We start from the raw sequence: 12,832 nt of genomic DNA on the forward strand, positions 1-12,832 counted from the left end.
AGCACAGCTAAAAGTTTCAGGTGATTTGGAATAACTAATAGAAAAGTAGTTTAAATTAGTATTCATAAAATAAGCTTGCCTAGTCATTACTAGGCATATGGATGAATTACCTAATGTAAAAAATATGTCAGTTTAATCTCCTGAATAAGTATAGAATTAGATTTTTGATTTATGTCAGAGACAGATCCTTCATTACGCATACTTAATATGCAAATATTGCGTCAATTACGCCATTATCTATTACTTGCAGAAAGGTATTTTCAACGTGCTTTCCCAATGCCTGAAATAAACTATCAGTTACGAGGTGTGAAAGCAGGCGTGGCATATTTGCAGAAAAACGAAATCCGTTTTAACCGCACGTTACTACTGGAAAATCCCGAATATTTTTTGCAGCAAATTGTCCCTCACGAATTGGCACATTTAATTGTTTATCACGTTTTTGGGCGAGTAGCGCCACACGGTAAAGAATGGAAAGCTGTGATGGAAACGGTTTTTCAGCAACCTGCTGAAATTTATCATCATTTAGATATTAAAAACGTGCAAGGTAAAACCTTTGCTTATCGCTGCGGTTGTCGCACTCACAATCTCAGCGTACGTCGTCATAATAAAGTGCAAAAGCAAAGTGCGGTGTATTTTTGCCGCGAATGTAAACAGCCCTTAATTCATTTACCGTGAGTTAAAAACTATGCTAGAATCAAGCAGTTTTTAACACCTTTATTGGAGGATAATATGAAAAAATTCTTAGCATTAGCAGTAGCAATGAGTGCTTTAGCTATTTCATCAGCAGCCAATGCAAATTGGTATGTACAAGGGGATTTAGGTTATTCAAAACTTAAATTCACAGAATATTCTGCTTTAGATAAAAATAAATTTGAACCTAGAATTTCTGTAGGGTATAAATTGAATGATTGGCGCTTTGCAGCTGATTATACTCATTACGGAAAAACTTCAGATTCTTCTAATGGTGAGTATATTAGTGCAAAAGGCTATGGATTTGGTCTTTCTGGTTTTTACGATTTAGATCTTAATCTTACTGTAAAACCTTATGTTGGAGTACGTTTAGCAACCAACATCTTCCGTATCGAAAATTCTCTCCCTGGCGCATTTGAAGAAAAAACTCAAACTAAATTTGGTTACGGTGCATTAGCTGGGGTTTCTTATGATTTAGATTCTAATCTTACTTTGAACGCTGGGGTTGAGTATAACCGCCTAGGTTCTTGGGAAGATACCAAAGTAAACCAATATGGCTTAAAAGTGGGTCTTCGTTACGAATTCTAATTAATCAATGTTTTATTGTCAGTGCGGTGGTTTTCCACCGCATTTTTTATGCTGAAATCGTTTAGCTTTATTTGATGAAGCCTTTCTAAATGTTTACAATACAGCAATTTTCTTAATGAACGGTAACATAATGAAACGGCATCAACTTCTGTTACAAGAAATGGGGCTTTCCCAATGGCAACTGGTTCGCCCTGAAAGCTTGCAAGGTGTAGTTAATATTCCTATTGATGAGCGGGTACGGTTGGTGATCATTAGTGAGGCTGAAAATCCCCCTATTGCGTTATTACAGGATATTTTGCGTAGCTTAGATGTGAAGCAAAATGAATATTTAACGATTCATTTTGATTTTATTCCGCATTTGCACGTCAGCCACGAAGTACATTATTGGCTATTAAGTGAAAATTCAGAAAAAATCCACCGCACTTTGCCGTATTGTCAAAAAGCCTTGAGCCAATGGCTATCGCCAAATTGGGAAACCTTGATGGCAAGCCCGCAAGAAAAGCGTCAATTATGGCAGCAAATTCAAGGAATTAATCCATAATGATAAAGATCTCACCGATTCAATCACAAGATTTTGATCGATTATTTTCGATCGAACAGCAAGCGCATCTTGTGCCTTGGTCTTTAGGGACATTAAAAAATAATCAAGGTGAACGCTATTTCAATTTAAAATTAGAGAAAGAGCAGCATATTATCGGCTTTGCCATTTGTCAGAAAGTGGTTGATGAAGCTACCTTGTTCAATCTTGCCATTGATCCTGCTTATCAAGGGCAAGGCTTAGGAAAGCAATTATTGCATTCTTTAATCGATAAATTGCGCGAGCAGGGCATTTTGACATTATGGTTGGAAGTACGTCAATCCAATGAAATCGCGCAAAAGCTTTATCGACAATGCGGCTTTAACGAAGTGGATATTCGCAAAAATTATTATCCGACGTTAGACGGCAGACGAGAAAATGCTGTGGTAATGGCGTGCTATTTATAAGGAACAACAATGCTAGAACGTTATCGTGGGGAAATTATCCTTTTATTTGTGACCATTTCTGCTGCCATTGGCTGGTTCTTTTCAAAATATGCTATTGATGCCTTGCCCTCGGTGGGATTTATCGGCTTGCGATTTTTTCTTGCTGCGTTGGTTTTCCTGCCTTTTGCTTATCCTCATTTACGCCGTTTGAGTCATCGGCAGGTGCTTAATGCCTTGCTAATTGGGGGCGTTTTTGCGGTTTTTCTTGGTGTTTGGATTTTGGCGATTACCAATAATACCAATTTTGGTGAAGGGGCATTTCTCACCAGTTTATCAATGTTAATTGCGCCGTTGCTCGCTTGGCTGCTGTTCAAACAAAAGCCGCAATCTCGTTTTTGGCTCAGCTTGCCCATTGCGATTTCAGGCTTGTATTTTCTTGCTTTAGGTGATAATGGGTTTAATCTTTCTTCAGAGAATAGCTTGTATTTACTCACTTCACTGCTAGCCGCGACTTATTTTGTGCTTAATCATCATTATGTTCGCCATATTCCTGTGTTGTCTCTCACCACCATTCAGCTAGCAATGGTTGGTATTTTATGTGGCTTGTATTCGATTTTTATGGAAACTTGGCGAGAGGATATTCCGAATGAAACTTGGGGCTGGCTGGCAGCCAGTGTGCTGATTGCAACCAATTTTCGTTTTTTATTGCAAACCCTTGGTCAGAAGTATTCCAGTGTAGGGAATGCGGCATTAATTATGTTGCTTGAGCCAGTGTGGACACTTTTTTTAAGTATGATGATTTTTCACGAACCGCTTACATCACATAAGGCATTAGGTTGTGGGTTAATTTTTCTGGCGTTAATGTTCTACCGCTTGCCGAAAGAAAAGCTGAAACAATTTTTGCGTAGAAAAAAATAGTAAAAAAACACCGCACTTTCTTTAGTTATATCGAGAGCCTAACTCGTTGGCAATATTGTTGATATGGCTTGCCCAAAAGTGGTAATAATACTCGTTCTTCCTACTTAATTTGGAACTGATTTATAATTATAATAAAGCAAATAGGTTCTAAAATTGCCAATCCTTTTCCTAGCCTCAAAAACTGGCTTAACGACACCAGTCATAAGCTAAGGTACATTGGGTTAGGGCTGTATGCGTAAATGCCTTTTGTGATAAGACGGGAGGTTTTTTCCGTTGCCAGTGGGCTTATGGTTGTTTTAGCTTGATGAAATTGCCAAAGGCTACAAATGGCAATAAGGCTTGCCAATATCCTTATGGGGAGAAGAAAGAGAGGCGGGAAAGAGAATAATCCAGCGGGAGGAACAAAATACATTCCGCCCGCATAGGTAAGAAATACAAGGGGAGGAGGAAGGATAATCTTCCTTATTAATAATTCACTTTATGCCCATAACTTTCTAAGATTTGCTTGATGTGTTCAAGCGATTCTTTTGTTGGTGGTTTTACCTCTTCTAGTTCGTATTTTTCCCCCATTGCTTCCCATTTATGCGCCCCTAATCGGTGGTAAGGCAGAAGCTCCACTTTTTCAATATTATCCATATCTTTGATAAAGTTGCCGAGTAGATGGACATCTTCATCGCTATCCGTCCAACCGGGGACAACCACGTAGCGAATCCAAACTTTTTGATTGCGTTTTTGCAAATATTTCGCAAACTCAAGGGTACGTTTATTGGGAACACCGATAAGATTTTGGTGAATGCGATCATTGAGTTCTTTGAGATCTAACAACACTAAATCCGTCACATCAAGTAATTCATCAATAATATGATCATAATGGCGAACAAACCCGTTGGTGTCTAAACAAGTGTGAATACCTTCTTTTTTACAGGCGCGAAACCAATCCCGTACAAATTCCGCTTGCAATACAGCTTCTCCTCCTGAGGCGGTAACGCCACCACCAGAAGCATTCATAAAATGGCGATAAGTGACGACTTCTTTCATCAGTTCTTCTACGGAAATTTCTTTACCACCGTGTAGATCCCAAGTGTCACGGTTGTGGCAATATTTGCAACGCATTAAGCACCCTTGCAAAAACAGGATGAAACGAATCCCCGGGCCATCAACGGTTCCGCAAGATTCATAAGAATGATAGCGAGCTAAAACTGACATAATGTTCCTTTGTTAGAGAATGTAAAATCGTTAATTTCTATTTAAGGCTTTGCGAAAAGGATTAAATAGAAATTAATCTGCCTCACGATGAGGCAGATTGGGTATTATAGCGTAATATTAAGGAAAAAAGTTATTTTCCGCTCCAAGCTTTTATCGCATTATGGCGAATTTTTACACGGCTTTGATTATCACCTTTGTAATAATCTTTGGCTAAACCGCCTTCCCAGTCACCATAGTTTGGATTTGGTAGCATAATAAATTTTTTACCAAATTGTTTGCTATGTTGTTGTACAAATGCACGGCGTTCTGCATTAGATTTGTGGTAAGTGGCATCACCAAAATCATTTAAATTATCACCAACATAAAGTACGATGTCATAACCTAATTTTTCAATTTCAGCAAAGCGTGCTGATTTGCTAGATTTATCTTTTTTCAAATAGAGAACCTCTTCACTCGCACCGATGAAGCCAAGCGTTTTAAGGTCATCTAATGTTGCCGCTTTTTCTGTAGCATCTTTGCGGTTAGAAACGTAGAATACTTTACCGTTGTGGCTATTAACATAGTTATTAAATTCTACCGCTCCCGGTACAGCTGCGGTTTCTCGTGCATTTACCCAACGAGTCCAATCATCACCATTGAAGCCTGTACCTGTTTGTATCTGCCAGCCTGCATAGGCACTGTTATCCATCATTGTTTCATCAAGATCAACGACAACCGCTTTTTTCTTACCTTTTGCAGCCTTAGCTTGATCAAAGACAAGTTTCGCCATATTGAAAGCTTGATGAGTCAGTGCTTGATATTCACCTGATTGTTGCACCCAATTCAAGCCTAATACGGCTTGCTCTTGTAGTTGTTGTTCTGCATTTTGTTGCGATGAAGAACAAGCTGTGAGCGCAAGTATGGATGAAAGCGTAAGCATAGAGAGTGCCAATTTCATTGTTTTCATAAGATCTCCTAATGAGTGAGGGATAAATTTTTGCAAAAAAACTACCGCACTTATTATCGCAAATAAATTTTATCTCACAACTATTTTTAGCTATTTAGCCTCATTAGTTATAAGATTTCACTCTTTCACAAAAATCTGTTTTAAATTCATATCGTCCGTTGTTATTGGGGATTGCGACAGAAATAATATGGCTATCAATAATAGCAAACCGAATATTGTTACCATATTTATGGTATAAGTCTGCATTATTTAAGCAATGTTTATTGAGTATTGCGTTAAAACTGGTTTTTACCAATGCTTGCTCAAAGGTTAAATAATAAAATTGACCGATAATGGGTTTATAGTTGCAAGATACGGCAAAAATAAATTTTATTGCAATCAAACTCATTAGTAACTGGTAGCATAATTTTTGTTTTTTCTGCGCACTTTTATCTAGCCAAATCAGATTTCGCCATAAAGAAATTTGATAGTACACCGCAAGTATCCCCATTAATGCCGATACAATAAATAAAAATAAGATAATGCCACTGATCAGGATAAATAATACCTGAGTAGAGGTGTGAAAGAAGCTAATTGTGAAGCCAGTTCTAACACAAACCTCTTCTGAGACGACACAGTTAATATAAATGAGGTAAGGCGTTGAAATAATAAAAACAAGCGGTTTATTATTAAACGTTGTTTTACATTTATCAACGAATTGCTTATTGTCTAAATAGCAATAAGATAGACAAATCACAATTGTTAGCAGTAATAAACTAAGATCAATAGGCTTTTTAGGTTTGGCGGTCATTAGAAAAATGAATATGCCAAATAAAATAGCTATTCTGAGATAATATTGATATTTAATGGTGAGCCAATTTAGTTCTCTTGGCAGTTCTTTTATTGCAATGCATAAATCGTTATATAAAGAATATAAGTATTGACGCATAGTTTTTGATGAAATAAAACATAAAAATGGTCGGTATATATTGATACCGACCATTTACCCTAGAAAGATTTAAATTACATTGATTGTGTAAATGTACGTGTAATTACATCTTGTTGTTGTTCTTTCGTTAAAGAGTTAAAACGCACAGCATAACCAGAAACACGAATGGTTAATTGCGGATATTTTTCTGGATTTTCCATTGCGTCTAACAACATTTCACGGTTCATTACGTTCACGTTTAAATGTTGTCCCCCTTCAACAGTGGCTTCGTGGTGGAAGTAACCATCCATTAAGCCTGCAAGATTACGTTTTTGTGCTTCGTAATCTTTACCTAATGCATTTGGTACGATTGAGAAGGTGTAAGAAATACCATCTTTCGCATAAGCAAATGGAAGTTTCGCCACAGAAGTTAATGACGCTACTGCACCTTTTTGATCGCGTCCGTGCATTGGGTTTGCACCCGGTCCAAATGGCGCACCTGCACGACGACCATCAGGTGTATTACCTGTTTTCTTACCATAAACCACGTTAGACGTAATAGTAAGCACGGATTGTGTTGGAGTTGCATTGCGGTAAGTATGATGCGTTTGAATTTTTTTCATAAAGCGCTCAACAAGATCAACTGCTAAATCATCAACGCGGCTATCGTTGTTACCGAATTGTGGATATTCGCCTTCAATTTCAAAATCAATCGCCACATTAGAGGCAACCACATTACCGTCTTTATCTTTAATATCCCCACGCACAGGTTTCACTTTAGCATATTTAATTGCGGCTAAAGAGTCTGCTGCAACAGAAAGCCCTGCAATACCACAAGCCATTGTACGGAATACATCACGATCGTGGAACGCCATTAAGGCTGCTTCATAAGCATATTTATCGTGCATAAAGTGAATAATGTTCAATGCGGTAACGTATTGCGTTGCTAACCAATCCATAAAGCTGTCCATACGCGCCATTACGGTATCGAAATCTAACACTTCATCAGTAATTGGTGCTGTTTTAGGGCCAACTTGCATACCTGATTTTTCATCAATACCACCATTGATTGCGTATAATAAGGTTTTTGCAAGGTTTGCACGCGCACCAAAGAATTGCATTTGTTTACCAACGACCATTGGGCTTACACAACAAGCAATCGCATAATCATCACTATTGAAGTCTGGACGCATCAGATCATCATTTTCGTATTGGACAGAAGAAGTATCAATAGACACTTTAGCACAATAGCGTTTGAATGCTTCTGGTAATTGTTCAGACCAAAGAATGGTTAAGTTTGGTTCTGGTGAAGGTCCCATTGTATAAAGTGTGTGCAAGATACGGAAGCTGTTTTTGGTTACTAATGTACGACCATCTAAGCCCATACCAGCTAATGTTTCGGTTGCCCACATTGGGTCACCAGAGAATAATTGATCGTATTCTGGTGTACGTAAGAAACGCACCATACGTAATTTCATGACAAGATGATCAATTAATTCTTGTGCTTCTTGTTCAGTAATTTTTCCTGCTTTTAGATCACGTTCAATATAAATATCTAAGAAGCTTGATACACGACCGAAAGACATCGCGGCACCATTTTGTGATTTTACTGCAGCAAGGTAGGCAAAATAGGTCCATTGTACGGCTTCTTGTGCATTCGTTGCTGGGTTAGATACATCAAAACCGTAAGACGCCGCCATTTCTTTAATTTTACCTAATGCACGGTGTTGTTCTGCAATTTCTTCACGTAGTTGAATAGTAGCTTGAATATCTTCACCACGTTCTAATTTTTCTTGTAATGAATTAAATTGTTTAAATTTATCTTTCATCAAGAAATCCGCACCATAAAGTGCTAAGCGACGATAATCCCCGATAATACGACCACGACCATAAGCATCTGGTAATCCAGTGATAACACCTGATTTACGGCAACGTAAAATATCTGGTGTATAAACATCAAATACCCCTTGGTTATGGGTTTTACGATATTCCGTAAAGATATGTTCAATTTCAGGTTTTAATTCGCGACGGTAAACTTGGCAAGAGCCTTTTACCATTTTAATTCCACCATAAGGCATAATGGCACGTTTTAATGGGGCATCTGTTTGTAAACCCACAATTTTTTCTAAATTTTGATCGATATAACCCGGTTTATGTGAAGTAATTGTTGATGGAGTATCTGTATCAATGTCATAAGGTTCGTGAGTTTTGTTCTCAACCTTAATTTTTTCCATTACTTCATTCCATAATTTGGTTGTTGCTTCAGTCGCACCAGCAAGGAATGATTCATCACCTTCATAAGGGGTATAGTTTTTTTGGATAAAGTCACGTACATTGACTTCTGTTTGCCAATCGCCTGGGGTAAATCCTTCCCACGCTTTTTGTTGCGCTTCAGTTAATTGAGTCATTACTATTTTCCTTTAACGTAAATAAAATTTAATTATGTAAAAACGATGAAAAAAACAACCGCTCTTACGCCAAACTAATGTGAATGTGGTTTATTAGTAAACCACTGCATTAATGCAATACATACCCCGCCACCAACAATATTACCAAGCGTAACAGGGATAAGATTTTTTACGACAAAATGATATACATCTAAATCAGCAAATTGCTCGGCATTCAACCCGATAGCTTGCCAAAATTCCACAGAACTGCAGTGCGCTGTAATGATACCAAGGGGAATCATAAACATATTCGCTACACTATGTTCAAAACCAGAAGAAACAAATAAGCCAATTGGCAAGATCATAATGAATGCTTTATCAGTCAAGGTTTTTCCGGCATAGCTCATCCAAACTGCAATACATACCATAATGTTACACAAAATACCTAAACTAAAGGCTTCAAACCAACTATGATGAATCTTATGCTGTGCGGTTTTTAGAATGGTTAACCCCCATTGTCCATTCACAGCCATTGTTTGCCCAGCAAACCAAATAAGTCCAGCGATGACGATAGCACCTAAAAAATTACCAGTATAAACGGCAATCCAGTTGCGTAACATTTGAATTGTATTAATGCGTTGCCCTGCACGTGCAACCAGCGTCATTGTTGATGAAGTAAACAATTCCGAGCCACAGACAACCACCATAATCACCCCAACAGAGAAAACTAAACCACCTACGAGCTTGGCTAAACCCCAAGACACATTGGAGAGACCGGTTTGTGTTGTTGTATAAAAAACAAAAGCAAGGGCAATAAATGCGCCTGCAGAAATTGCGGAAAGAAAAGAATAGAATTGATTTTTAGTCGCTTTATAGGTCGCGATATTTTCGGCTAATTGCGCCATTTCTGTTGGCGTTGCCATAAAGCTGACGGAGTTTTCTGTTTTCATCACACACCCTACAAAAATTAACTGTCCCTATTCTAAGGTATAAACCCGTAACTTAAAACTAAAAAAAAGTTTATTTTTTATAAAATTTGTTCAAGATCAAATTTATTTACATTTGTGTAACATATTGAAATAAAAAACAAGTTTTGCATTAACATAAATTTAACAAATGGATTGCAAATTGCTATTTTAGAACTTTTCTGATAAAAATAACCGCACTTTATATACCGCAAAATATCAATCAATATGCGGATAAAAAGCGTACAATAAGGATTGTATTTATCTCTCAATATCCCTTTAAAATATAAGGAATTGCTATGGCAGAAGAAACCATTTTCAGCAAAATTATTCGTAAAGAAATTCCAGCAAATATCCTCTATCAAGATGAGCGAGTAACGGCATTTCGTGATATTTCCCCCCAAGCGCCTACGCATATTTTGATTATTCCAAATAAATTAATCCCAACAGTGAACGAAGTAACTGAGCAAGATGAGCTGACATTAGGGCGTTTATTTACCGTGGCGGCTAAATTGGCGCAGCAAGAAGGCATTGCGGAAGATGGGTATCGCCTTATCGTCAATTGTAACAAACACGGTGGACAAGAAGTGTATCATTTACATATGCACTTACTTGGTGGTGAATCTTTAGGAAAAATGTTGGCAAAATAATGAAAAAACTATTTGTTCTATGCGGATTAAGCCTACTGCTTGCAGCTTGTGGCTCAACGCCCTCGCAAAATATTGTAAGCGAGAATGATCCGATCTTAAATGTAGAAGCAAATTTAGCGCCGTTGATTGAGACAAAGTTGCGCGATAATAATGTTTGGCTAAAGAATACTAGCCCACATCAGCTTGATGTCGCTTATTATTTCTTTTGGTATGACAAAAATGGCGTAACACAAGGGGAAGAACCGAATTTACATTCGCCTTCTAGCTTGCTTCTACAACCAAACCAACAAACCAATTTAACCCCTGTTCCACCAACACAACAAAGCGTTAATTACCGCTTATACCTTCGTTTGAATAAATTGCAATAAGGATTTCAATGTCAGCTTTACTTATCGATCTTACTGGACAAGAAGTTAGCCAAGAAGAATTAGAATTACTTGCACATCCATTGGTTGCTGGCGTGATTTTGTTTACACGTAATTTTTATGATCGTGAACAAATTCAACATCTTGTCGCCACCTTACGGCAAAAAGTGAAGAAACCCTTATTGATTACGGTAGATCAAGAAGGCGGACGGGTACAACGATTTCGTGAAGGCTTTACCCAGCTTCCCGCAATGCAAGCGTTTGCCGAACTTATCAGCCATACCGCACAACAACAAGAATTCGCGCACCAAGCGGGTTGGCAAATGGCAGCAGAAATGACCGCACTGGATATTGACTTAAGTTTTGCCCCAGTGCTGGATTTAGGTCATCAATGCCGTGCTATTGGTGATCGTAGTTTTCACGCTGAAATCGATCCAACACTTCGCCTAGCTACAGCGTTTATTCAAGGTATGAAACAAGCGGGTATGGCAAGCACAGGCAAACATTTCCCCGGTCATGGACGCGTGATCGCTGATAGCCATTTAGAAACCCCTTATGATGAACGTCCACAAGCGCAAATTTTTGCGCAAGATATTCAACCCTTTAAACAGCTTATTGCACAAAATTTGCTTGATGCCGTAATGCCAGCACACGTGATTTATAGCCAATGCGATAGTCAGCCTGCAAGTGGTTCAGCTTATTGGTTGCAAACAATTTTACGTCATCAGCTTGGTTTTAACGGTGCGATTTTTTCTGATGATTTAGGTATGAAAGGCGCAGGTTTTATGGGTGATTTTGTTGCACGTTGTCAGCAATCATTGAATGCGGGTTGTGATTTATTACTACTATGTAATGAACGTGAAGGTGTAATCCAAGTTCTTGATCATTTCCAACCGCAAGAAACCACGGAACAATATGCACTTCGCCAACAACGTTTACAAAGTTTATTTAAACGTAGTCAATTAGATTGGAAAACCCTTGAAAACTCAACGCGTTGGAAAGAAAATCAGCAAAAATTGACCGCACTTCAACAAGATTGGTTAGCGAGAGCTTAAATGTCAGTAATGCCTGTTTGTCCGCACTTTATCGCGGGGCAATGCCGTTCTTGCCAATGGCTTGAAATGCCCTATTCACAGCAGCTTGATGAAAAAAAAGCCCATTTAGTTCAACAACTTGTTGGGCTTGATCTTTCACAGCTTGAATGGCTACCAACTTATCCCTCTGCGCAGCAAGGTTTTCGTAATAAAGCCAAAATGGTGGTAAGTGGTTCAGTGGAACGCCCGATTTTAGGCATTCTTAGCAATCCTAATGATCCACAAAGTGCGGTAGATTTATCAGACTGTTTACTCTATCCTTCTCATTTTGCGCATATTTTTCATCAATTAAAAATCTTTATCGGACGAGCCGGTTTAGTGCCTTATCACATTACGAAACGCAAAGGTGAGCTGAAATACATCTTACTCACTGAAAGCCAAATTAACGGCACATTAATGTTGCGTTTTGTGTTACGTTCAACGGCAAAACTTGCGTTAATTCAACGAGAATTACCACAGTTATTAGCAAATTTACCGCAAATAAAAGTGGTGAGTTTAAATATTCAACCCAAACACGCGGCAATTTTAGAAGGTGAGGAAGAAATTTTTCTCACAGAACAAAAACAATTAGAAGAAAATTTTAACCAAATTCCTTTATTTATTCGTCCACAAGGCTTTTTCCAAACCAATCCTAAGGTAGCAGAAAGCTTATACGGCACGGCACAGCAATGGATTAAAAATCTTCCCATTAGCAACATCTGGGATCTGTTTTGCGGCGCAGGTGGCTTTGGCTTACATTGTGCGGCGATCTTGCAAGAAAAAGGGCGAAATGTGCAATTAACGGGTATTGAAATCTCTCCATCAGCTATTGCAAGCGCCAGCTCATCAGCAGAAAAATTGGGCTTAATCCAAGTGAAGTTTCAATCCTTAGATGCAGCAAATTTCGCCTTAGTACAAAATGAAAGACCAGATTTGCTGATCGTCAATCCGCCACGCCGTGGCATCGGCAAAGAACTAGCGCAATTTCTCAACAAATTACAACCGCACTTTATTTTGTATTCCAGTTGCAATGCCGTTTCAATGGGCAAAGATTTGCGCGAATTATCTCGCTATCAAGCTCAAAAAATTCAACTTTTTGATATGTTTCCTCATACTGCGCATTATGAGGTGTTGATTTTTCTTAAACGCATTGATGATAAATTTAAATAGCTAT

General features: G+C 38.3%; 14 protein-coding genes. 9 read left to right on the top strand and 5 right to left on the bottom strand.

Annotated elements, in window-relative coordinates:
• Window positions 1–171: 171 nt before the first annotated feature.
• From L4F93_RS06705 to L4F93_RS06725, 5 genes are all read left to right on the top strand, one after another.
• Entirely contained in the window at window positions 172–675 is a 504-nt protein-coding gene (locus L4F93_RS06705; RefSeq protein WP_250349582.1) for a SprT family zinc-dependent metalloprotease, read from the top strand.
• 54 nt (window positions 676–729) lie between these two features.
• Window positions 730–1,278: an opacity family porin gene (locus L4F93_RS06710; RefSeq protein ID WP_250349583.1), complete on the top strand. Its 549-nt coding sequence runs from the start codon at window positions 730–732 to the stop codon at window positions 1,276–1,278.
• A 130-nt stretch (window positions 1,279–1,408) separates the two neighbouring features.
• Window positions 1,409–1,819 (top strand): DNA polymerase III subunit psi, encoded by a 411-nt coding sequence (locus L4F93_RS06715; RefSeq protein WP_250349584.1) that lies wholly within the window; start codon window positions 1,409–1,411, stop codon window positions 1,817–1,819.
• Window positions 1,819–2,262, top strand: a complete 444-nt coding sequence (rimI, locus tag L4F93_RS06720) for a ribosomal protein S18-alanine N-acetyltransferase (RefSeq protein ID WP_250349585.1) — start codon at window positions 1,819–1,821, stop codon at window positions 2,260–2,262. Before L4F93_RS06715 ends, rimI begins: the two co-directional genes overlap by 1 nt.
• Window positions 2,263–2,271: 9 nt before the next feature.
• Window positions 2,272–3,159, top strand: a complete 888-nt coding sequence (locus L4F93_RS06725; protein ID WP_250349586.1) for a DMT family transporter — start codon at window positions 2,272–2,274, stop codon at window positions 3,157–3,159.
• 465 nt (window positions 3,160–3,624) lie between these two features.
• Here L4F93_RS06725 and pflA read toward each other — a convergent pair whose 3' ends face one another.
• The 5 genes from pflA to focA all read right to left on the bottom strand — a co-directional run bounded on the left by pflA (window position 3,625) and on the right by focA (window position 9,555).
• On the bottom strand, window positions 3,625–4,365 hold the full coding sequence (gene pflA, locus L4F93_RS06730) for a pyruvate formate lyase 1-activating protein (protein ID WP_250349587.1): 741 nt from the start codon (window positions 4,363–4,365) through the stop codon (window positions 3,625–3,627).
• Between the two features lie 130 nt (window positions 4,366–4,495).
• Window positions 4,496–5,302 carry a 5'-nucleotidase, lipoprotein e(P4) family gene (locus L4F93_RS06735; protein ID WP_250351647.1) on the bottom strand — a complete coding sequence of 269 codons (807 nt, stop codon included), beginning with the start codon at window positions 5,300–5,302 and terminating at the stop codon, window positions 4,496–4,498.
• Window positions 5,303–5,414: 112 nt separating this feature from the next.
• Entirely contained in the window at window positions 5,415–6,239 is an 825-nt protein-coding gene (locus L4F93_RS06740) for a hypothetical protein (RefSeq protein ID WP_250349588.1), read from the bottom strand.
• A gap of 74 nt (window positions 6,240–6,313) precedes the next feature.
• Entirely contained in the window at window positions 6,314–8,626 is a 2,313-nt protein-coding gene (pflB, locus tag L4F93_RS06745) for a formate C-acetyltransferase (RefSeq protein WP_250349589.1), read from the bottom strand.
• Window positions 8,627–8,700: 74 nt separating this feature from the next.
• The gene (gene focA / locus L4F93_RS06750) at window positions 8,701–9,555 is read right to left on the bottom strand and encodes a formate transporter FocA (RefSeq protein ID WP_250349590.1); all 855 of its coding nucleotides are present in this window, start codon (window positions 9,553–9,555) and stop codon (window positions 8,701–8,703) included.
• Window positions 9,556–9,869: 314 nt separating this feature from the next.
• Between focA and hinT the strand changes: the two genes are divergently transcribed.
• Genes hinT through rlmC form a run of 4 tightly spaced genes read left to right on the top strand, consistent with a single transcriptional unit; the run spans window position 9,870 to window position 12,828 of the window.
• Window positions 9,870–10,220 carry a purine nucleoside phosphoramidase gene (gene hinT / locus L4F93_RS06755; RefSeq protein WP_250349591.1) on the top strand — a complete coding sequence of 117 codons (351 nt, stop codon included), beginning with the start codon at window positions 9,870–9,872 and terminating at the stop codon, window positions 10,218–10,220.
• Complete coding sequence (locus tag L4F93_RS06760) at window positions 10,220–10,588, top strand: YcfL family protein (RefSeq protein WP_250349592.1); 369 nt, start codon at window positions 10,220–10,222, stop codon at window positions 10,586–10,588. Before hinT ends, L4F93_RS06760 begins: the two co-directional genes overlap by 1 nt.
• Window positions 10,589–10,596: 8 nt before the next feature.
• Entirely contained in the window at window positions 10,597–11,640 is a 1,044-nt protein-coding gene (gene nagZ / locus L4F93_RS06765) for a beta-N-acetylhexosaminidase (protein WP_250349593.1), read from the top strand.
• 9 nt (window positions 11,641–11,649) lie between these two features.
• Entirely contained in the window at window positions 11,650–12,828 is a 1,179-nt protein-coding gene (gene rlmC / locus L4F93_RS06770) for a 23S rRNA (uracil(747)-C(5))-methyltransferase RlmC (RefSeq protein WP_250351648.1), read from the top strand.
• The last annotated feature ends 4 nt before the right edge of the window (window positions 12,829–12,832 follow it).

The organism is Avibacterium sp. 20-132, assembly GCF_023611925.1.
Taxonomy (GTDB): Bacteria; Pseudomonadota; Gammaproteobacteria; order Enterobacterales; family Pasteurellaceae; genus Avibacterium.